Raw genomic sequence first — 22,644 nt, forward strand, 5'->3', positions numbered from 1 at the left:
TGACGGTTTGGTTTTTAATTAATAATTTGGAAGTTTTTACTTTTAATATTCAAGTATATAAAAGTAAAAAAGCTTCACGCGTCAAATAACGCATGAAGTTGTAGCGGTGTATAAATTTATATACAGGCGTGCGGAGGTGGCGGCGTGGGCCTGTGCAGGTAGCCCTCCGTTAGCAGTCGAAACTGAATGGAAAATGAAGCGTGTGCGCTTAAGGTTTGAACGCGACCGTGACGCACAGCCCGCCGCCATGGACTGGAGTGGCAAGCGATATGTCAGCTGTCAACAACTCAGCGATATTTTTGACGATCGACAGGCCGAGGCCGCTACCGGTCTGGGTAGCGCCAGGGATGCGGTAGAAGCGCGTAAAGACAAGGTCCCGCTCGGCTTCAGGAATGCCCGGTCCCTGATCGCACAGGGTTATGCTGCCTGTCGAGACGGTCAGTGTAACGGCGCTGCCTTCTGGTGAATATTTGATGGCGTTATCGAGCAGGTTGTTGAGCAGGATGGCCAGCAATGCCGGTTTCGACGTTAACATCGCCGCTTCGTCGCCGCTCAGGGACAGGTCTATGCCCTTTTCTGCAGCTTGGGGGAAGATGTCTCGGATCGCGTCTCGGGCATGGTCGTAAAGATTGAATGGAATATTGGCCGTTGGGGCATGGCGGATGCGCGCCAGGATGAGCAGTTGATCGAGCAGGCGAGAGGCACGTTTGACGCCTTTCGACAACTGTATGGCCGCTGTTGTCCTTTCGGTGGCGTTGCGGGCGTTCAGGATGACATTGGCTTGGGCGCCCAAAGTTGCCAGGGGGGTGCGCATTTCGTGGGCCGCATTGTCTGTAAAGCGCCGCTCCTGTTCCAGCGAACGACCGAGATCGGTGAGCAGGCTGTTGAGCGAAGCCGCCAAAGGCATGATTTCGGCCGGCGTTTTCACGAAATGAATAGGCGACAGATCCCGGGACGAGCGCGAACGGACAGCCTGGGCAAAGTCTTGGAGATCGCGCAATCCCCATTTTATGCCAAGCCAGATGGCCAGCATGAGCAACGGCAAGGCAATAAGCAATGGAATGAGCAGGTCGCGCACGACCCTTTCGATGAGGACGTTGCGCGCCCTGGCCATTTCTGAAACTTCGATGATCACCTTGTCGTCTGGGACGTAGAGGGTATAGGTGCGCCAGTATATGCCGTTGATCTGCCTGTCTATGAACCCCGCGGGTAAGGGCTGGGCGGCGGGGGCGGGCAAATAGCCGGAGCGTCGAACCAACCGGCTATCCCGCCAGACTCTGAAGCTGCGCCATTTGGCATAGATGTCCAGCGCCTTTCGATCGGCCTTATTCAGGGGCAGGCCGCTCTCTTCCAATGCGACGGCGGAATGAGGCGCGCCGTCGCGGGTCAGGGACCACAGGACCGTCGCCGAATTGACGAGCTGGGAATCGTATATCTCAACGATTTCGTCATCGGCGGTCAGCCACGCCAGGGTGCCGACCGCCAGCAGGACCAGCATTACGAGGACGCCGACCCCTTTCATGATTTGCATCGATAGCCTGGGCGCCTTGCCGATCGACCGGACCATCACGGTTGAATAACGTAGCCGACGCCACGCACATTTGTGACGAGGTCGCGTCCCAGCTTCTTGCGCAAGGTATATATGGCCGCCTCTACCGTATTGCTTTCGGTGTCATTGTCCCAGGCGTAAATCCGAGTTTCGATATCGGATCGGCTCAGGATCCGCCCCGTGCGCTCCATGAGCAGGGCCAAAATCTGATATTCGCGCCCGGTGAGCCGGACCCATTCTCCCGCCTTCTTCACCGTGCGGGCACTGCTGTCGAGTTCAATATCGCGGTGGGTCAGGCGGGCCTCGGCCCGGCCGTGGCTACGCCGCACGACGGCACGCATGCGGGCGAGAAGTTCCTTAAGGTCGAAGGGCTTGACGATATAGTCATCGGCGCCGAGGTCCAGCCCTTCGATCCGGTCGTCCAGCGCATCCCGCGCCGTCATTATGACGACAGGTACTTTTGAGGTGCGTCGCACTTGTTTAAGGACGCGAAAGCCGGAGAGGTCGGGGAGGTTGATATCGAGCGCCACAGCCGAAAACGGCACGAGATCAAGGGCTTCAAGCGCGCTTTCGCCACTGGTAACCCAGTCAACCGTGTATCCGAACTGCTGGATGCCTGTCTCCAAAGCCTGGCCAAGCAACAGGTCGTCTTCCACCAATAATATACGCATGATCCACAGGCCGCTCTCTGAACGAATAACGTCCTCTATCGGCTCGAAATGTTCCAGTTTTGTGACAGCCGGCGGCACGTTGTCATTTCAGACGAAACGTCGGGAATACTCATAAGTGGGACGGTCTACCCTGTGGGCCGACCATGAGGGGGGCAGGTCCGAAATCAGTCTTGTAGGCCGTATATATCCATGGTAGCGTTATCAATAGTCGGACAAATATAAAAACAGGTAGGACATATGACTAGTCGTAAGAGCTCTCATACGAGCAAAGGGTTTTGCGAATTTTTCATCGCCCGTTTTATATATTTTCAATGTGCCAATGGTCATGGGGGCGGGGGTGTCATGCCCGTAGGCGCCGCAGTACTCTGGTAGCATCCGCAGGCCTTGTCTCGCCATCGAGACCGATGTGACTCGCTTTAAAGTTTCCGAAAATTTGAAATGTGGTGCCTATGAAATCTCTGCCATTGCTAAGCTCTTGCTGTGTGCTCGCTCTTGCCTTTTCGCTGTCGGCCCTGTCTGTCGAGGCAAAAGGGACCAAATCCGATCCCCTGGCGCCAACCGGTCGGTGGAGCGGCTACACAGCCGGCCGTGCGGCCACACCGCCAATGGGCTGGAGTTCCTGGAACGCCTTCGGCACGGATGTCAACGAAGCGCGCGTCCTCGACTCGGCCAATACCATCGTCGAAAGCGGGTTGGCGGCTAAAGGCTATCGTTATATCAATATTGACGACGGTTGGTGGCTAAAGCGTCGGCAGACGGACGGCCGGATGCAGGTCCGCAGTCAGATATTCCCATCCGCCCAGGTCGGGGGGGCGCAGGAAACCAGTTTCAAACCATTCACCGATCGAATCCATTCCATGGGCCTGAAGGCCGGAATCTACTCCGATCTTGGCCGGAATTCTTGCTCGCAGGCCTATGGCGGGCCGGGTACACCAAATCTGCCCGAAGGCTCGGTCGCCGAGCGCGAGGTTGGGCTCTATGGCCATATATCGCAGGACATAAAGCTCTACTTCGATGACTGGGGCTTCGACTTCATCAAGGTGGATGGGTGTGGCGTTCGGGCGTTTACACCGGAGTCGGAAAAGGTGAAGAGCGGTCAGTATCGCGCCCTGGGGCCGCTGATCGATTTTCAATCGGTAAATCGTACCGACGTGGCAGAGGTCAAAAAGCTGTATGCCGAGATCGCCGACACGCTGAAACGTGACAATCCGGATGGCGACTTTGTCTTTTCCATATGTGCCTGGGGATCGGCAGATGTGCGGGCATGGGGCAAGAATGTCGGCAATCTGTCACGGACCAGCGACGATCTGACGCCGACCTGGGCACGCATGCTGACTAATTTCGACAGCGCCGCAACCCGAGCCTTGTATGCGCATCCGGGAAGCTGGAACGATCCGGACATGTTGTTCGTTGGCCATGGCGATTTCGACGAACATCATCTGACCGAAGCCAAATCCCATTTCGCGCTCTGGGCCATGATCAATGCGCCTTTGATAATCGGGTATGATCTGCGCAAGGCGCCACCGCAGTTGATGGATATTTTCGGCAATACCGACATCATCGCCATCGACCAGGATCCCGCCGGCAACCAGGCTGTTCTGGCCTATGACACCGACGATGTGCAGATTTTCGTCAAGACACTGGGGACGGATCCGGCGCACAAGGCCGTGGCGATATTCAATAGAGGCGATGTCGCCCGCGATGTCAATCTGACTGCCGCGCACCTGAAATACGCGGCCGACGGCGACATCCGGCTCAAGGATTTGTGGACCAAGGCCCCGCTTCCTGATTTCAAGGGCGAGGTAAAGCTGCGGGTCGAACCGCACCAGACGCTCATTTTCGATGCTCAGGGCAAGCATATCCTGGCTGGCGGGGCCTACCTGTCTGAATTGCCGGGACGTGTAAACCCGGCTGTTGATGGTGTTATCGTACCACAGGCCGATCCGTTCATTCACCGTATGGTCAGTCCGTGGGGCGGTACCCAGGGGCGGGGCGATCTGCCTATGTATGCCGGTTGGGGCGGCGCTCAGGCCGACACCACACCCTATGGCCGGACTCTCCAAGTCGCCGGACATGTATTCGAAAATGGTATCGGCATTCTGGCGGGGTCTCGCCTTGAGGTCCGTATCACCGATGAGCGACGGTTCGAAACCAGCGTCGGAGTTGACGATTCGACCTTAAATCCCTCTCAGCCAGTCACCTTCTATATCTATGGCGACGGGAAACTTCTGAAGGCATCCAAGCCCATGCGTTTCGGACAGGCGCCTGAGCACCTGGCTGCTGATATTCAAGGGATCAAGATCTTGGAGCTGGTTGCCCGCGGGGGTGGTGCCGATACCGTGCAGCCGACGGCAGTGACATGGGGCGACGCCGCACTGATCCGATAGCCACCTAGGACGAAAGCCGGATGGAACAGCACACATTTTAATTGACTGAGATCAACCAGACAGGGATTTACTTCATGCGCCTTTTGATGACCGCCAGCCTCTGCGTGCTGGCAACCGCCTTTGCCATACCGGCTGGGGCGGCACCCGCGGATAAGACGATTGAGCTTACAGTGGACACCGCAAAGCCGGGTGCGACAATAGACCGGCATATTTTCGGCCAGTTTGCCGAACAGCTTGGTCACGGCATCTATGACGGTATCTGGGTCGGCAAGGACTCAAGCATCCCCAATACACGCGGTATCCGCAACGACGTGGTGGCGGCGCTTAAGGCGATCAAGGTGCCGAATGTGCGCTGGCCGGGCGGTTGCTACGCCGACAGCTATCACTGGCGCGATGGCGTCGGTGCAAAGCGAACGACACGGGTCAATACGGCCTGGGGCAATGTGGTCGATTCCAACGCCTTCGGCACGGACGAATATATGGACTTCATCGCCCAGATAGGCTCGGAAGCCTATGTTTCGCTTGATGTGGGTGCAGGCACCGTCGCCGAGGCGCAGGACTGGATGGAGTACATGACGGCGGACCAGCCAACAACCTTGGCCCAGGAACGCGCAGCCAACGGCCATCCGGCGCCTTATCGCGTGGCCATGATGGGCATTGGCAATGAAAGCTGGGACTGCGGCGGTCTTATGACGCCGGACGAATATACGGCCGAACTGCGCCGCTACGCCCGTTTTGTCGGCAGCTACAACTCTAAACAACCGACCTTGAAAATCGCCGTAGGGCCTGGAACCGAAGATACGGCGTGGACTGAAGCGGTCATGAAGACCTGGAAGGAACGCCGTGGCTGGTCGTTCGATATACAAGGCCTGTCACTGCATTCCTACACGGTTTACGACGGCTGGCCACCGCATATGCCGGGGACTGGCTTTGATGAATCGGCCTATGCCCATGTGTTGAAAGAAACGCTCAAGATGGGGCCGCTGATCGACAAGCAATCCGCCGTCATGGATAAGTACGATCCGGATAAGAAAATTGCACTGGTCGTGGACGAATGGGGCGCATGGCTGGCGCCGACGCCAGGCAGCAATCCAGCCTTCCTGATGCAGGAAAACTCACAGCGCGATGCCATTATCGCTGCGCTTAACATCAACATCTTTTCCAGGCGCGCCGATCGTGTGCGCATGGCAAACATCGCCCAGATGATCAATGTGCTGCAGGCCATGATCCTGACGGACGGGCCGAAAATGGTGCTGACGCCAACCTATCATGTCTTCAAGATGTATGTCCCCTTCCAAGGGGCAACCTTTATCCCTGTGACCTATGATGCGAACAGTTATGTTCATGGCGACACGACCTTGCCGCGCCTGGACGCCATCGCGGCAAAGGGTGTGGATGGCAAGATATGGCTGTCCCTGACCAACCTGGACCCGAATGCATCGCTTGTGGTTGATGCCGCCGCCCTAGGTTTCAAGGCGAAGTCGGCGACCGGCCAGACCCTGAGCGCGCCCAAGGTCGACAGCATAAATACGTTTGAACATCCTGACGTGGTCACGCCCAAGCCAATTAGCGGCAAATTGAAGAATGGTGCCGTTGTGCTCACCCTGCCGCCAGCGTCCGTGACGGTCGTATCGCTGGAACCATAATCCAGAGAGCGACTCTAAACAGGATATCGGGGTTTCTGACAGTGCGGGTCGTGGCTTATCACGACCCGCCAAAAAAAAACCCGCTCCGCCTTAGGCTTTAGGTTTCAGGAAGCCATGCATGCCCATCCAGCGCGTGAAGGCATCGAACCAGCCGGTGCTCGTGGTTTCTTTTTGATACATGCCGAACCCGTGTCCACCCTGTTCATAGAGGTGAAACTCCACCGGGCGCTTCGCGCCGCGCCAACTGTCGATAAGGCCGAACCCGTTGTTGGCGAAGAAAGGATCGTCACTGGCCAGCGCAATGAATAGGGGCGGCGCATCGGCCGGCACATTTACGGCTGTCAGAGGGCCATAGATGTCACCAATAAAGGCGGGCTTTGCATCCTGACCATAGAGCGCCGTTGACAGGGTGAGCATGGCCCCGGCGGAAAAGCCGACCATTCCGATACGATCTGAGTCCACGTGCCATGCCTTGGAACGGGCGCGAACGAGGGCGAATGCGGCGCGTGCATCGGCAATCTGAGGCGCCAGAGCGACCGAAGGATCTTGCATTGCCGGTCGTGGCCGCGCCGCGCCTGAAAACATGGCTGTCATTGATCGCTCAAACCCAGCCATATCTTCCGGGGTCGGATTGAGGCGGTATTTCAACACGAAGGCCGCAACCCCCTTGGCCGCCAGCGCGCGGGCGACATCCCAACCTTCGTTTTCCATTGAAAGTGTCATGAAGCCACCGCCGGGCGCAACGATGACGGCGGCACCGGTTGCTTTGGCCGGATCGGGCAGGAATGGGGTAAGGGTGGCAACCGTTACGTTGCGGGCGAAGACGCTGCCATACTGGCTGTGCCACGCCTCCTTGGCAGTTGCCCCAGGTAGCGGGCCCGTATCGAGCACAATGGCATCCGGTTGCGCTGGAATGGCGATCGGCGTCATCTTGTCATCTGCTGCGCTCGCCGAAGAGGCGAAAGTGCATGTCAGGGCGATGACCAGCGCGGCGGTTGCCGTACTTACGGTTTTGAGGAGTGGGTGCGTTGTCATCCTGGGAGTCAAGATCATGGCGTTTCCTATTATTTTATTTGGTTATAAACGGCCGACGGTGAAAACCATTGCCGCGCAGGGGCGATTCTTGGGGGTAAATGAGCTCCGAAAAATCAACGCCGAAGACGGCCCCTACAGCCACAGGACTATGTGTCAGCCATGATAACGCTAACATAAATGAGGCCAAGAGCAAAGGGGGCGACTAATATCCGACTGCCGTGGTTGTCGAGCGATATGGGTTCCTTCGTCGTCCAACCCTGACGCTCACCCATCGATGGCAAATATTTGTAGTTCCCTATTAGTCTGCGATTAACCGTAACTATGTTCCTCTTGGCTTCAAAGGCAGGACATCTACCCTGCTTGTATAAAATTGTATCTGCAGGAGTGGAGGGACGATGTTTAGCCGTTCGAAAGGCAAGAGTGACGAGTTGATCGAGGTTTTGGGCAATTACTGCGGAGTAGGTCTGTGGGATGCCATTCTCGTCAATGAAGACGCCCTGCATCCAAAAAGCCAATGGACCTGGACGAACGAATTTCGTCGTTTGCTGGGTTATCGAAATGAGACGGATTTCCCGAACGTTTGTCAATCGTGGTCGGACAAATTGCATCCTGACGATGTCGCACCGACGTTTGCCGCGTTTGGCAATGCGCTTAAAAAGACATCGCAAAAGTCACTATATGACGTCAGCTACAGGCTTAAGACGGCGGACGGGAACTATCGCTGGTTTCGCGCGACCGGCGGAGTGGTTCATGACCAGCATGGCAAAGCGATCCGCGCCTGTGGGTCTCTTGTCGATATTCACGAGTTTACGATAGCCGCCGAAAAGGCGGCAAAGCGTGCTGATGCGCTGAGTGCTCTAACGGCGGCCTTTGATCGGGAAATGTCAGCAACGACACAAATGGTATCCGGGGCGGCAACCGAGCTCGAAGTTACCGCCCGTCAACTCGCAAACTCCGCTAAACAAACCTCTCAGCAGTCAGTCGTGGTATCGGAAGCCTCGGCGAAGGCCGGGCACCACGTGTCTTCCGTCGCAGGTTCTGCCGAAGAACTCGGGAGCTCCGTTTCCGAAATCGGACGCCAGGTTGAACACTCTGCTATCATGTCCAAAAATGCAGTCAAGGAAGCCGAGGCGACAGCGGACATTGTGGCCCAATTGAGTACAGTCGCCGGTAGCATCGGGGAAGTGGTTGAACTCATCACCGGTCTGGCCAGCCAGACGAATTTGCTGGCTTTAAATGCGACTATCGAAGCTGCACGTGCAGGAGAGGCGGGGCGAGGGTTCGCCGTCGTTGCCTCGGAGGTCAAAGCACTGGCTAGCCTGACTGCCAAGGCCACGACGGAAATCTCCTCGAAGATCGTCGCGATCCAGGCGTCAACCGAGAGCGCTGTGTCCGCAATAGGCAGTATCTCCCAGACAATTCGCCGGATCGACGACGCTGCCTCCTCGATATCTGCCGCTGTCGAGCAACAAGGAGCAGCGACACTTGCGATTGTGAATTCAGTTTCCGAAGCGTCACGGGGCACAACCGAAGTAACATCTAATATGGGTGATGTGTCGCGGGCTGCCGAAGACACGGGCGTGGCCGCAAACCAGGTATTGTCCGCATCGTCTGAACTGTCTCAACAGGCTGAACGGCTTAGAACGGACGTCGAGACATTTTTGCAAAACGTAAGAGCGGCCTAGTCTGCTGTCGTGTGCGCCAACTCCTCGTAGGATTGGCCACCTCCCTTAGAATTGTCCATTCAGATACCGGTGACAGGGACGGTCGGTGCGGTTTAAGGGTGAGGCGTCGAAAGCGCGTTGAATAGCTGCGTCATGCGTTCGACGTGACTGTCTGCCGCGTGGCCATAGCGCTTGACCTGTGTATTCAGAAAGGCATGGGCATCGGTAACGGCGCCTGGTGCATCCGTGTTCAGACGTTTGCACAGGGTACGGCCCGCAGAGATGTCGGCGTTATAGGCGTTCAATATCTGCTGCTTGCGGGTCGCGCCGGCGTCTTTATAGGCGGAAGAGGCGCGCGCCGGCCATTGCGCCTCGCTGAGGCACTGCGCAAACGTGCGGCTTTGATCGATTCCGGCGGCCCCCACGATTCCGGCTTGGGCGGCCACAATCAGCAGTGCCGCGGGTATAGCCCAGACAAATTTCATAATGTCGCTCCACGCCGATGCAGATCGATTTTGAGACAGTTTGCACCTTCGCATCACAGCAATGCAAGGGGAATGCCGTCAAACGACTGTAATATGGCGTTAACCGCGTCGGTTTACGATAACAAAGTTATTTTAGGTTAGACTCTTCCGAAATATAGGGAGAGTATGTGTGCGCGTGGTGTCATGTTTGGGTCGAGCTTTTAGTATCGCTACCGTCATTTATGGCCTCACCGTACCGGTCTCAAGTCACGCGGCCGAACCGACTCCACCTGCGTTGGCCTTCGGTGCCATCTGGACAGGGCATCTTCTGGATAATGTCGGCGGCGGGGTCAAAACGGGTACAGCTTTGCTGTCAGATCTGGAACTGACCTCGACCTGGACAGGTGAGAATGGTTGGAGTGCGTACGGCGACCTTCAGGCCGTTCAAGGACGGGGTTTCTCCGGCAACTATTCAGGCGACCTCCAGATGGTGTCCAATATAGATCTTTTGACCGGGACTCATCTGGGGGAGTTATGGCTGCGCAAATCGGCGCTGGCGGACCAATTAACCACTACGGTGGGCCTTATCAACCTTAATGATGTTTTCGATGTCCAGGACGCGGGCGCGCTGTTTCTCAATGCGTCGCATGGCTTTGGCTACGATTTTGCACAATCCGGCGCCTCAGCTAAACCTCTGCCGGCCTTGGGTCTTATCGAGGAATGGCACGTTAGCGAGACCCTTCGACTGCGGCTTGGTGTATTCGATGCAGTCGGTGGCGATCCGGATCGTCCGGGATCTTTCGTGGCCGTGAAATTACGACGCAGTGAAGGTCTGCAATATCAATTTGAAGTCGAATCCGATTTCAAGGGCGGTTACGTGAAGATCGGTCATTGGGAAAATACGGTCGCCGCAGACATGATCGACGAATCCGGTCAGACTCGACGCCCCTCGGGAACCTATGGTCAAGTCCTGGTGACGCTTATACCAAAGGGCGAAGAAGAGGATGTGGGGTTGCGCGGCTGGCTTCGGGCCGGGGTGGCAGACGACAAGCTTTTTTCGGTCGGCGATTATCTTGGCGGCGGCTTGATATACAATGGCCCCTTGCATGGACGGGACCAGGACACGATCGGCGTGGCCATAGCCAGCGTTGGATTTAGCCGGGCTTATCGCGCCACTCATGAAATGGCCACTCGCGAAACCAGCCTTGAGATCACTTATGCCTATGAGGTCAAGCCTGGCGTCGTGCTCCAGCCGGATGTGCAATATATCGTGCATCCGTCGGGCGATCTCGCTTTGCACAATGCGCTGGTGCTAGGCCTCAACTGCCGCATCAGTCTGGGCAGTCCGTAGACCGGCGGCGGCCGGTCTAGGGACTGCCGTTCTATCAGGCCGCTCTTACGGTGGCGAGGAACGTATCCATTTCATAGCGCAGTTTTTCGGCTTGTTCCGCCAGTTCGCCCGATGAGCTTAGAACCTGCGATGCCGCAGCCCCGGTCTGCTCGGCCGCTTGGGCCACCCCGGTTATGTTCGCGGTGACTTCGCTCGTACCAACAGACGCCTGGTTTACCGCCTGCACGATTTCCTGTGTCGCTGCATTTTGTTGTTCTACTGCTGAGGCGATCGCGGTTGAAGCGCTGTTGATCTCCTGGATGGTACCCGTGATCCCCTGGATCACGCCGACCGCGCGTACGGTCGCTTCCTGAATCTGTTCGATCTTGGCAGAAATTTCCGTCGTCGCCTTGGCCGTCTGTCCGGCCAGCGCCTTTACTTCAGAAGCGACAACCGCGAAGCCCTTGCCCGCCTCTCCGGCTCTGGCCGATTCAATCGTTGCATTCAGTGCCAGAAGATTTGTCTGGCTGGCAAGGCCCGAAATCATGTCGACAACGCCTGTGATGCTGCTGGCAACGTCGTTGAGTTCCGACACCACCTGCATGGCCTGGCGGGCCTCATTGACAGCTGATGCAGATATCTGCGCCGATGTCTCGACCTGACGGCCGATTTCAGATACCGACGCGCCCAGTTCTTCCGCCGATCCGGCCACCGAGGTCACATTGGTTCCCGCTTCTTCGGCAGCGGCGGACACGGCGACCGATTGGGCGGAGGCTTCCTGCGCCGTAGAGGTCAGTTGCGCGGCGGCGGCCTGCATTTCTGTTGCCGCCGACGATACCAGGGTGACAATGCCGCCAACCGAGCGTTCAAAATCGTCGGCCATTTTCAGCATATCGTCCTTGCGTTGACGCAAGGCAATGGCCTCCTGTTCGCGTTGGCGCATGGCCAGATCAGCCACCCGTTTCGCGTTGTTCTCAAAAGCCCGCGACATAGCGCCAATTTCGTCCTTACGCTCGGCACCGGGCACCGTCACGTTGTCCTCACCCCGTGCGACGGCTTCCATAGCCGTTGTCAGGGAAACAACAGGTCTCACCAACTGTCGGTTTGTCAGGAAGAGCGCAAGCCCAATCGAGATAAGCGCACCCACAGCGATGGCGATATAGGCGATCATGATTGTCGAATTAGTGAGGGCCGTAGTGGCCGTATTGCCTGCATCGAGGGCCGCCTGCATGGCGGTGACAAGAACATCCGTCTGCTTCTGAGTGGCGTTATAAGCGGGGCCAAATTCAGAAGCCGCAAGGCTCATGCTCTTTTGATTATCGTTAGCCAAGGTCGCTGTGCTCACACGATCGGCGGCGTCTTTCATGGTCCCATTAAGCTTTTGCCTTAGCGCCTCGATATCGGCTGCGTGATCGGGCGCCAGTGTTTTCAGGTCATCGAGGCTGTTGTTAGCCGCCTTGAAAGCTTGATCAAGATCCCCTTTGGTTGCCTGCATGCTGGCCTGATCGGATTCAGCGATCATCCGATATAGAAAATAGGCAATGTCCGATGTCTGCCCATCAAGCACCTTTACCGTACTGACTGCCTTCGCCTGCTCATCTATCAGATTGCTATAGGCCGTATCTATCGTCTTCAGACTTGAGGCTATGTAAATCGAAACGCCAGAGCCAATCAGAATGACAAACAGGATGAGCGAAATAATCTTTGCGCCAATCTTGAGGGAAGCGAATTTGGAAAGCATCAAAAACTCCTTGGAAGCGCGCTTAAATGTGCCCTGTCCATGCGTTAGATAATCGGAAACGGCATTGGGCTGATGCGGATACGGTGAGGGAGCTTGCTCGTTATAAAGCGGCGCTAATAGGCAAGAGCAGGACCGAATCACCGAAAACAGCCAGAAAACAGGCTCATCCAATACGGTGAAGATATCCTTTACACAAAAAGCAACCTTACCGCGATCCATCATTCCAAATCGGAACAAGGCGATTTCGTCGTCGGGATCAGCGGGAGTTCAATGGTCTAAGCAAAAGGACCGTTGTTTGTCAGCGCTGCCCAGTTAAGTACTCGGAGCGTCGGTAAATTTTTCGATGCCATTCTAAATTTCCTGCAGCCGTTAATCTCATCTGCCTTTGGGTTCGTGCCATGGGAGGTAGAAAAGTGTCCAGCCGCCCGCTGCCTACAAGGTCACGAAGGAGGGGGGGCGATCTGCCGGAGCCGCGCCGAAGGAAAGATTGGGCGCTGGGCCCATGTTGAAGACAAGCTCACCGCCCTTGATCAGGTCGTGGTGCGATATCCAACTCTTGCTGTAGAGGCGGCCGTTCCAGGTGATGCTCTGGATATAGATATTGCTGTCGTTGACCTTGGGCGCCAGAATGTGCAGCATTTTACCGTCCGCCAGTGGAATTTCCACCTTGGAGAATAGGGGCGATCCGAAGACATAGACAAGGCTGACCGGATCGACGGGATAAAAGCCCAGGGCCGACATGATATACCAGGCACTCATCTGACCGCAGTCTTCGTTACCGGACAGTCCGTCCGGCAGTGGGCGATACTGTGTTTTCAACAACATGCGCACGCGCGCCTGGGTTTTGTGATGAGCGCCGCAGTAGGCGTAAAGATAAGCGATATGGTGCGACGGTTCATTGCCATGGACATATTGACCGATCAGGCCGCTCATATCGGGCGGCGCATCGGGCGGCAGATCAGACGGCGCGGTGAACAGGGCGTCGAGCTTGGCCTCAAAGCCAGCGTCTCCGCCGAACAGAGCGATAAAGTTATAAATGTCGTGCTGGTTGAGGAAGGTGGCCTGCCACGAATTGCTTTCGGTGAAGTCCCACCATTTCAGCGAATTATGCCCCATGGCATTCGGTACGAATGGTTCGGCCCATGAGCCGTCAGCCAGGCGCGGACGCGCGAACTGGCTCTTCATATCCATCACATTCTTATAGTTTTTCGATCGAGCACGCAGCCGGGCGGCGCTATCGCTGTCACCGGCCAGTTCGGCGATCCGAGCCATCGACCAGTCGTCATGGCAATATTCTAATGTCCGGCTGACCGATTGATCGGATTTGTCCGCCGAAACATAGCCCAGGCTGCGATAGTCGTTTAGCGACAAGCTCTCGGTCTCAAAGGCTAGCTTTTTATAGACGGCCCACGCCTTTTTGGCATCGACACCCGTAAGGTGTTTGCTTAAGGCTTCGGCGATGATGGAGTCGCTGTGCCAACCGATCATGCAGTGGGTTTCGCGGCCTTGCAGAGGCCAGATCACTGGTCCGTAAGGACTTTCCGCTCCCTGGTCTATCAGGTTCTGGGCAAAGGCAGCAGCCCGATCAGGCGCAATCAGCGTCATCAGCGGGTACCAGGTGCGATAAACATCCCAGAGGCTGTAAGTGCTGTAGTTTTTATAGCCGGGCATGGCGGTATGCACGGCGGAATCCATGCCGCGGTACCGGCCATCGGCGTCCGTGAACAGGGTCGGCGCGAGATGGGCGTGATAAAGCGACGTATAAAAGGTCTTGCGGTCCGCGTCGGACGGCGTGGTCACATGGATACGGCTGAGTTCCGTTTCCCAGGCGGCCGTGGCGTCGCGGCGCACGCCTTCGAAATCCCAGCCGGGCAGATCCGTTTCAAGATTGTTGAGCGCGCCGTCGATATCGACCGCCGACACCGCGACCTTGATCATCAGAGGCTCATTAAGCGTCGTGCCGTAGTGCAATGCCGCCTTCAGCACATCACCGTCGACGCGATTCGCTCCGGTCACGGGCTGATCGTTGCTATACAGCTGCAAGCCAGTAAACGGTCTGGAGACTTTCAAGGCAAAGTGGATGATACGCCCATCGGCCCAGGCGCCGACCATTCGCGTGCCGACGAGCGTATCAGGGCCACGCTGTTCGATATGCGCCATATAGACGGCCGACCGGGTGAAGTCGTCATCCCTGGCGCCGTGCTGCCAGTCGAGCAGGATATGGACATCCTGACCGGCCGAAAAGGTGTAACGATGAAGGCCGGCTAAAGTGGTGGCTGTCAATTCCGCGCGGATACCATGTTCCGGCAGAACGACGCTGTAATAGCCCGGGACGGCCTCCTCGTGTTCATGGCTCATCCGGGTGCGATAACTGCCCTCCGGATGCGTCAGCGTACCGGCCGACAGTCGTACCTCGCCGACGCGAGGTACGACCAGCAGATCCATTAAATCTATGGCCCCGGTTCCCGACAGATGCGTATGAGAAAAGCCGAGCAGGGTCTCGTCGGCGATGTAATAGCCCGAACACGCGTCCCAACGTGCATTGTCGGTGTCAGGACTCAGTTGGATCATGCCGAATGGGCGACTGGGGCCGGGATAGACGTGGCCGTGACCGCCGGTCCCGATCATCGGATCAACAAAACTGCCCCGTCGCGGCGTTGCCGCCGGCTGGGCGACGGCGTTCCTCGCGCCGAGGCCGGAAACCAAACCACTGGCAGCCATTGAGGCAAGCATTGTGCGACGGGAAAACATGTGAAACTCCGGGAAACGCACAAGGTCAAGAGATGCGGGTGATCGTGCAACAAACGATTATACGGTCACCAAACGCACGGGCCAGATCAAGGGACGAATGTGAGGGGCATGTTGCCCCCTACAAACTGTCGCCCAAAAAAAGCGGCCCCGACCAAAGCTATTCAGTCAGGGCCGTTCAGGGGGTGATCTTTAGAAGTCGTACTTTAAAGTAACCAGGGCTGTGCGGCCCGACTGGATAATGTCGGAGATCGCCAGCGAGTGGTGGCCGATATGCGACCAGTAAGAATAGTCCTTGAGCAGGTTGGCGACCGACATATCGAGTTTGACCTTGCCGAAATCATAGCCCGCATGGAGGTTGAGGGTTTGAACCGGGCGTACCCACAGATCGTCGTAGGTCGCACCCTTGCCCAGCATATCGTAATTGGAGATGTATTCGCCTGAATAGTGATAGGTCACGTCGACCGACAGGGCGTTTTTGGCATAGTAGACGCCGAAATTGCCGGTAATGTTAGGCGCGTTTTGCATACGCTCCTTATGGCCCCAACTGGTGCCGATATCGGCCTTGGAGTTCTGCAGTGTTAGGTTGCCGCCCAGAGAGAAGCCGTCGAGCGGCGCGGGCAGGGTGTCGAGCTTTTGTTGAGCATCGATTTCGATGCCGCTAACGGTGGCGTTACCGCCGTTGCGCGGTTGTGAAATCAAAGTGGCACCTGAGGTGCTGGTGTCGCTGTTGGCGACATAGCCGGAGCCGCTGTCATAGATGTAGTGCTGCAGCTTCTTGTAGAACAGGCCGAGGCTCAGATACCCACCTGTGTTGTTACGCCAGGTGCCGCTGGCATCGAAGTTGACGGCATCGATCGCTTTCAGGTCAGGATTGCCCTTGACCACCGTTGTGGTGTTGGTCGAGGCATCAAAGGTGGTGCTGGACGAGCCGCCCAGTTGGAACAGCGGGGGACGGGTATAGGAGGTCCAGATCGACGCACGATAAACAGCGCCGGAGGCTGGACGATAGTTGATGAAGATGCTGGGCAGGACTTTAGAGAAATGCGCCGTGTTCGACTGGAAGCCGTCAGTGCTTGTATTCTCAGTCGTGTTGCCCTGGGAATCCGTGGCAAAATTGCGAACAAAATAGGTGTTCTTGATGTCCGTCGATTCATATCGCAGGCCCGGAACGATCTCTATATCGTCATGTGCGAACTTGGCCATGACGTAGGCCGACGAGACATCTTCCGTGCCGCTCAGGGTGTTACAATTGTTATTGATGTAGACGCCCAGGGCTGTGCTGCCGGAGGTGCAGATGTCGCTGGCCGCATCGCGAAGCGCCTGAGTGTTGGTCAAGGTGTTGAAGCGATTGCGCAATACGGAGTGGTTCACTTCCGGGACCAGATAAGCGAACTTGCCGGGGAAGCCTGGATAGTAACCCTTCAGGATCTCGGTGTCTTGACCCAGGCTGGCGGCCGGATTGGGCTCGGAAACGGTCCAGTCGCGATTGGAGACGTCGCGCTTGCTGCCCACATACTTCGCGCCGAACGAGATCGATTGCAGCCACGTCCGGTCGAAGTCGTAGCTCACATCGATCCGTGCGCCTTCCTTGGTCTGATCACTGAGACCGGAGGTCAGCTCATAACAGCACGGCGCAGGCATGGTGCCGGGGTTGAGAGCCGTATATTCCATGCCCGGTGTCAGATGAGGTACGGCAAAATTGTCGGAACCATAGGTAACCAGGGACGTTCCTCCAAAGGGGGCGGCGCCGCTGATGGTGCCGCCGACCGGGATAGAGGTTGTCCACAATTCCATGTGGTTCGGACGGTCGTTACGGCCATAGGAATAGAAGATGCTGGGTTCGATATGCCAGGCGCCCAATTGCTTGCGCATGCCGATGGACAGGGTGCTCAAGCTGGCGCGTTCCGGATTGGTTTCGTACCATAAACGATTGGAAACAGCCGGAATCTTTGTCTGGTAGATGGTGCTGCTGCCGGAGCCGACGGCGATATAGTTCGCCTTCAGTGAGCCGTCTGTGTTGAAAGGTGATACGCCCAATTGATTGATGTTCTGCTCACCGACGACCTGATTCAGGCTGGAATTCTGCGTTGTCTGATCATGGGCGAAGGTGCCGTGCACATAATAGGTGGTGTCGATATCCGGACGCCAGTCAAGCGACAGGGTGCCGCCGACCAATTCTGTGCGGCCGCTGGAGACGCCGACGTTAAAGCCCGTCAATTGCAGGTCTTTGGTCGCATCCATGCCGGCAGGAATATTACCGTTCGCGTCCACATAGGCATAATCATAGGCTCGGTCCCCGCCGGAGGCTTCCATCACGCCGCCAAATTCAGAATTGGCGTAATTGCGCAGGCTGTAATAGGCGCTGGCATAGACGCCGAAGTTTTCATCCGCGCCGAATTTGCGCTGGAAATCGGCGGCGGCGGCGTAGCCGTCCCCTTTTGCGTGCAGATCATGGGCCTGGCTCTCGTAATTGCCGCTGACCGAAACTGAGCCGCTTTGCTTACCGTGGTAATCGAAGGCCGTTGGTGTCCGGAAGTCAATGGTTCCGCCGATCGCGTCGCCGTCCATATTGGCCATCGATGACTTATTGAGCACAACGGTTTGCAGGCCGCCCGGCGGGATCAGGTTCAACTGCACACCGCGCGAATACGGTTGCGCCGTTGCCACTTCGACGCCGTTGATCAGGTTGACATTGTACTCGGAATTCATCGAGCGGATCGACACATATTGGCCTTCGCCGCGTGACGCGCCGTCAATCCCGCCGATGAAGGAGTTGCCGGTCATCATCACGTTGACCGATGGCATCAGGCCCAGAACTTCAGCGGCATTGTGTACGGCGGTGTGTTGCAGATCAGCGGCCGAGAGAACCGAAATCGAGTTGTCCGACTTGATTTGCATGGTCTTCGCTGAAAAACGGTTGGCGACGATAACGACCTGAGTGCTGTCGGCCTTGTAACCACTGAAATTCAACGTCGCATCACCGCTTGCCGGTACGACTTGGGTCGCAACGCCGATTTGGTAATCCGCCGCGTTGGCTTCGATCTTGTACTGGCCGGCTGGTACGTCCTTCAGGACATAGGCACCGCTCGCATCCGTCGTCGCGGTAAACGCGGTACCTGTAATGGCGATGTTCGCGCCTGCAATCGGCTTTTTCGTCGCGGCATCGATAACCGACCCGGAAATGTCGCCCGCTAATGCGGTCGTCGCCAAAAGTCCCATACCCAGAGTGGACAGCGCCGTCGCGCTTAGAAGTGTCCGAAATCGCTTGCCGCGCGTCATGATTCTCGTTCCCTTTTGTTGCCGTTAGTTCTGAGTATTGCGCGTCCCGGATTCCCTGCGCGACGCAGCAAGCCATTTGCCTTAACTATTTGTATTGCAACCCATTTTTTAAGCCTATTTAAAAAGCTGGTATACGGGCATCGAAATGGATCTGTCATGAATTTAGAAAAAATATTTCATTATGTCAATTAATGACATCAATTTTTCATAACGTGTCAAAATTGGGGTTTAGGGAAAATTATTCCCGCTCGCAAAGAGCATATACGCCTAAGGATTGTGGGCGTTACTCTGATTGAAAGTTAAATATTTCAGTATCTTATTGACGGTTTTCCTCTCTTTGACATCGAAATGAAAAACGGCGCCCTGGTCTGAACCAGGGCGCCGTCGGGTGGGTATGAACGTTGCATTTCGGCAACGACCGAAAGTCTTTTAACAATGCATGCAGGTTGGATCGAGTAGATCGCGGAGCAAGGGATCCGACGCTTCCCAATCGAGAATCGCGGGGTGCAGCAGGAAGGCTTTACGGGCTGTTAGGCGTGCCAGCGGGTGAGTTGGTTCGGCCGGCGCCGTCATGGCAGCCTTGATGGCAGCGCGCTCATAGGCCTTGATAGCCGTGACCAGCCCGCGCGTCTCATCCGGCAAATGGCCGAGGGGTTCGGGACTGATACCGGCGCGGCTTATCTGGCAGGCGGTCTCGATAATGTCTTCGTCAGCTAGATCGACAAGGGTCCCATTGTTGCGCGTATTGACGATGATGCGAGAGGGGGTATCGGAGCTCAGCGCCTTGATGACATCCATGGCGATGACATGATAGCCGCTGGCAACGCGGAAAGGATCGATATTGAAGGTGGCATCGGCATCGAAGGCAGAGCCGCCATTCCCTTCCAGCCGCATATAGGACCCGGAACGACGATTGAGATAAGCGGCATATGCCTCTACCGCCTTCAGACCTTCGCCCGCACGTAGATGGCCGTCCAGCGTCTTCAGCAACTCGTCATTGAGCTTTTCGACTTCGGCCCCACGGCTGCCGCCGTGAGTGCGCTGATTGTCCAGGGCCTTGCGACGGCAATAATAGAAATAGAGATATTCGGTTGGTATCAGGCCGAGTTCGCGGATCATCGCCGGATCGAACAGGGGCACCGAATAGGCCTTGGCCAGCAAGGCATCGTCGTTAAGCACGCGTTGGGTGATGTCTTCGCCCTTGAGAGTGACCTTGCGAATCCAGCCGAGATGATTGAGGCCGACATATTCGCAATGTACATCCGCGGCGTCGGCGCCAAGGGCGTGGGTCAGGTTGTGGATCAACTCAGTCGGCGTATCGCAGATGCCGACGATCTTGGCGCGAGTATGGGTGGAAATCGCCTGGGTGACCAGACCGGCGGGATTGGTAAAGGAAACGATCCAGGCTGCGGGATTGCGCTGTTCGACCAGACGCGCCTGTTCGAGCACGATGGGAACGGTGCGCAAGGCCATGGCAGCCCCGGCCGGCCCCGTGGTTTCCTGTCCGGTATAGCCATTCTTTATACTGGCCAGTTCGTCAGCCGCGCGCGACCGGATACCGCCGACCCGAATAGAGTTCATAATGAAGCTACAGCCGTCGATCGCGTCCTCGATGCGATCCGCCACGGTGATTTTGAGAGAGCCACCCTCGCGGGCGACGATCGCGCGTCCGAGCTCCGCCATCAACCTGACTCGGTCGCTGTCAGGATCGTAGAGCACCATCTCGCCGATGCCGAGGTTTTGTGCGATGGTATTCATGCCATAGATCACCAGTGGCGTTCGAATGCCACCGCCGCCGATGAGCGAAACCTTAATGGACGCGGTCATAGAATACTCCTGAGTTCTTTAGTGTCGGGCAGGGCGCCCAGGGCGCCGGCGGCGCGCGTCGACAGAGCGCCGACGATACAGGCGCGATGCAATCGCGCGGTGGGTGGCTCATGATCAAGCAGTGCGTCTATGAAACCGGCATCGAAGGCGTCGCCTGCGCCCGTCGTATCGACGGCGACCACCTTGGGCGGTTCGCCGACATAGCGGATACCGTCTATGGTAGTGATGGCGCCGCGCGGCCCGCACTTGAACATGGGAGCGGTAAAGCCTGCGGCGGCGGCTTTGGCGAAGAAGGCGTCTTCATGCGTCGAACCGCACCACAGTTCGACTTCCTTCTCGTTAGGGAGAAAATGGTCGACTTCGGCCAGGGTCAGGCTATTGGCGGCTTCGTTCAGCCATTGTGGCTGGAAACCGACATCAATCGACGTCGTAACCCCTGCCGCCTTCAGGCGTGGTAGGAGTTCCCGGGCCACATGGCGCTCTAGCGGTAAGGCAAAATGCACATGTCGGGCGCAGGTAAGGTGCGACAGAGTTTCCTCGGCAATCAGCACCCCCGATAGGTCCTTATTGACCCCGACATGGGTAAAAAACGAGCGATCTCCCTGCGTCGACACACTGACCGTAACGCCCGTCGCACCCTGAGGCGTCAGACGCAGGCCGTCGAGACCGACACCGAAACCGGAGAGACGCTGACCGATCCAGGCAGCGTCGCTGTCGCCGATCAGACCGATCAGATTGACCTTGCGGCCCAGACGCGCCAGGCCGCAGGCGGTTGTCGCGGCGCCGCCGCCGACTTCGCGGGCATAGGCGTCCGTCGTGACCTCCTCGCCGGGCGCGGGCCAGCGGTGGAAGCCGGTAAAGACGTGGTCGATGTAGATTTCACCCACCACAGCAACATCGATTTTTTTACCGTTGCTCATGGGCTGACCTGTTCGCTGGGGGAGGGGGCGAAGGGCCATGATCGGGTCCGTCGGGCTGTGACGAGATAGATCAGGCAACCAACGAAGAAAAGGCCGACGCCGAGAAGAATGTAGATCAGCTTGCTGGTGGTCACGATATAGATCCATCCGGCCAGGGACAGTAGTGCGGGGAGGGGAAATAACGGCATGCGGTAAGGCATACCCAGGTTTTTGAGATATTGCCGCCGAATGATGACGCCGATACATTGCATCGAATATTGGAACAGGGTCTGGATCACGATTAGCACCGAGATCAGGTCGTCCAGTTTGACGAGGCAGCATAGGGCGGACAACACGCCCATGAAAACCAGCGACACGGTTGGAAACTGCCCCTTAGGGTGCAGGCGACCGAAGACCTTGAAGAACTGACCTTCGTTGGCGGCGGCAAACGGCACTCGTGAGTAGCCCAGCAGGACGACATAAATCGACCCCCAACCGGCAATCATAATCAGAACAGCGACAATGATCCCACCGGCGCGGCCATAGATATGACCCATGAAATCGGCGACCACGGCCTTGGAGTTCATGACCTCCCGCCAGGGCATGGCGCCAATGATTGAGAGATTGAGACCGCAATACAGCAGGGCAATCAGCACGATCGAACCGATGATGGCGGCCGGAATGACACGCTGAGGGTTTTTGACTTCGCCGCCGATCTGACAGATATTGTTGTAACCGCCGTAGTCATAAACGGCGATCAGTGTGGTTGATCCCAATCCGGCTAGAAAGCCTGTATTCAGGCTGAAAGCATGGGGCGGAAAATCGAATGCCTTGTGCGCATCGAAAAATAGGGCGCCTGAGAAGATGATCCAGCCGAAGGCGGCAATGACGATCACTGTTGTGACCAGCGAAATCAACTGCACCGAACGGATATTACGATAGAGCAGGGCGGTGTTGGCCAAGCACAGGACGGCGCCAAGCGCGACAAGCGTCCAGTGACCTAGATTTGGGAAGATGTAGTTAAGGTAGTTCGTAAATCCCACGGCGCCGGCTGCGACATTCAGCGGGCCGTTCAGCAAGGTCTGCCACAGGAACAGAAAGGCGAACATACGGCCCATCTTGCGTTCGTCAAAGAGGCGAAGAAGATAGGCGTAGGAGCCTCCGGAGTGGGGCATGGCTGCGCCCAGTTCTGCCCAGACGAAGCCGTCGCACAGCGATATGACGGCTCCGAGAACCCATCCGGTCAGAGCCTGCGGCCCTCCCATCGCGGTCAGAGCAAGCGGAATGGTAATGAAGGGACCGATGCCGACCATGTTCAACACATTGGCCGAAAGCCCACCCCAAAATCCGACAGCTCTATCGGGAAGTGACGGCGGAGCAGGCGAAAAACTGGACATCCGG

General features: G+C 56.9%; 14 protein-coding genes. 4 read left to right on the plus strand and 10 right to left on the minus strand.

What is annotated here, in order from left to right; translation table 11 throughout:
• Nucleotides 1-208 precede the first annotated feature (208 nt).
• Nucleotides 209-1,531, minus strand: coding sequence for an ATP-binding protein (locus RCJ00_RS10080; RefSeq protein ID WP_316221737.1), 1,323 nt, complete (start codon nucleotides 1,529-1,531; stop codon nucleotides 209-211).
• A gap of 35 nt (nucleotides 1,532-1,566) precedes the next feature.
• A complete protein-coding gene (locus RCJ00_RS10085; RefSeq protein ID WP_316221738.1) occupies nucleotides 1,567-2,220 on the minus strand; it encodes a response regulator in 654 nt (217 codons plus the stop codon).
• A 449-nt stretch (nucleotides 2,221-2,669) separates the two neighbouring features.
• Between RCJ00_RS10085 and RCJ00_RS10090 the strand changes: the two genes are divergently transcribed.
• Together RCJ00_RS10090 and RCJ00_RS10095 are read left to right on the plus strand one after the other, a co-directional pair.
• Nucleotides 2,670-4,607: an NPCBM/NEW2 domain-containing protein gene (locus RCJ00_RS10090; RefSeq protein WP_316221739.1), complete on the plus strand. Its 1,938-nt coding sequence runs from the start codon at nucleotides 2,670-2,672 to the stop codon at nucleotides 4,605-4,607.
• Nucleotides 4,608-4,681: 74 nt separating this feature from the next.
• The gene (locus RCJ00_RS10095) at nucleotides 4,682-6,253 is read left to right on the plus strand and encodes an alpha-N-arabinofuranosidase (RefSeq protein WP_316221740.1); all 1,572 of its coding nucleotides are present in this window, start codon (nucleotides 4,682-4,684) and stop codon (nucleotides 6,251-6,253) included.
• Between the two features lie 90 nt (nucleotides 6,254-6,343).
• On the opposite strand, the gene RCJ00_RS10100 is transcribed toward RCJ00_RS10095, so the two are convergent.
• Nucleotides 6,344-7,306 (minus strand): alpha/beta hydrolase, encoded by a 963-nt coding sequence (locus RCJ00_RS10100; RefSeq protein WP_316221741.1) that lies wholly within the window; start codon nucleotides 7,304-7,306, stop codon nucleotides 6,344-6,346.
• A gap of 377 nt (nucleotides 7,307-7,683) precedes the next feature.
• On the opposite strand from RCJ00_RS10100, the gene RCJ00_RS10105 reads away from it, so the two are divergent.
• Nucleotides 7,684-8,973: a methyl-accepting chemotaxis protein gene (locus tag RCJ00_RS10105; protein WP_316221742.1), complete on the plus strand. Its 1,290-nt coding sequence runs from the start codon at nucleotides 7,684-7,686 to the stop codon at nucleotides 8,971-8,973.
• Nucleotides 8,974-9,065: 92 nt separating this feature from the next.
• Here RCJ00_RS10105 and RCJ00_RS10110 read toward each other — a convergent pair whose 3' ends face one another.
• The gene (locus RCJ00_RS10110) at nucleotides 9,066-9,437 is read right to left on the minus strand and encodes a hypothetical protein (RefSeq protein WP_316221743.1); all 372 of its coding nucleotides are present in this window, start codon (nucleotides 9,435-9,437) and stop codon (nucleotides 9,066-9,068) included.
• A 187-nt stretch (nucleotides 9,438-9,624) separates the two neighbouring features.
• Here RCJ00_RS10110 and RCJ00_RS10115 point away from each other — a divergent pair, with 187 nt between their 5' ends.
• Complete coding sequence (locus RCJ00_RS10115) at nucleotides 9,625-10,767, plus strand: carbohydrate porin (RefSeq protein WP_316221744.1); 1,143 nt, start codon at nucleotides 9,625-9,627, stop codon at nucleotides 10,765-10,767.
• Nucleotides 10,768-10,801: 34 nt separating this feature from the next.
• Here the strand turns inward: RCJ00_RS10115 and RCJ00_RS10120 are convergent, their stop codons facing one another.
• The 6 genes from RCJ00_RS10120 to RCJ00_RS10145 form a co-directional block, all read right to left on the minus strand.
• A complete protein-coding gene (locus tag RCJ00_RS10120; protein ID WP_316221745.1) occupies nucleotides 10,802-12,487 on the minus strand; it encodes a methyl-accepting chemotaxis protein in 1,686 nt (561 codons plus the stop codon).
• A gap of 432 nt (nucleotides 12,488-12,919) precedes the next feature.
• Nucleotides 12,920-15,238, minus strand: coding sequence for a GH92 family glycosyl hydrolase (locus RCJ00_RS10125; protein ID WP_316221746.1), 2,319 nt, complete (start codon nucleotides 15,236-15,238; stop codon nucleotides 12,920-12,922).
• Nucleotides 15,239-15,427: 189 nt separating this feature from the next.
• The gene (locus tag RCJ00_RS10130) at nucleotides 15,428-18,517 is read right to left on the minus strand and encodes a TonB-dependent receptor (protein WP_316221747.1); all 3,090 of its coding nucleotides are present in this window, start codon (nucleotides 18,515-18,517) and stop codon (nucleotides 15,428-15,430) included.
• A 429-nt stretch (nucleotides 18,518-18,946) separates the two neighbouring features.
• On the minus strand, nucleotides 18,947-20,344 hold the full coding sequence (locus RCJ00_RS10135; RefSeq protein WP_316221748.1) for a family 4 glycosyl hydrolase: 1,398 nt from the start codon (nucleotides 20,342-20,344) through the stop codon (nucleotides 18,947-18,949).
• Complete coding sequence (locus RCJ00_RS10140) at nucleotides 20,341-21,264, minus strand: carbohydrate kinase family protein (protein ID WP_316221749.1); 924 nt, start codon at nucleotides 21,262-21,264, stop codon at nucleotides 20,341-20,343. The genes RCJ00_RS10135 and RCJ00_RS10140 overlap by 4 nt, the downstream gene beginning before the upstream one ends.
• A complete protein-coding gene (locus RCJ00_RS10145) occupies nucleotides 21,261-22,640 on the minus strand; it encodes an APC family permease (protein ID WP_316221750.1) in 1,380 nt (459 codons plus the stop codon). Before RCJ00_RS10145 ends, RCJ00_RS10140 begins: the two co-directional genes overlap by 4 nt.
• Nucleotides 22,641-22,644 lie beyond the last annotated feature (4 nt).

It is taken from the genome of Asticcacaulis aquihabitans, assembly GCF_032490435.1.
Lineage (GTDB): Bacteria > Pseudomonadota > Alphaproteobacteria > Caulobacterales > Caulobacteraceae > Asticcacaulis.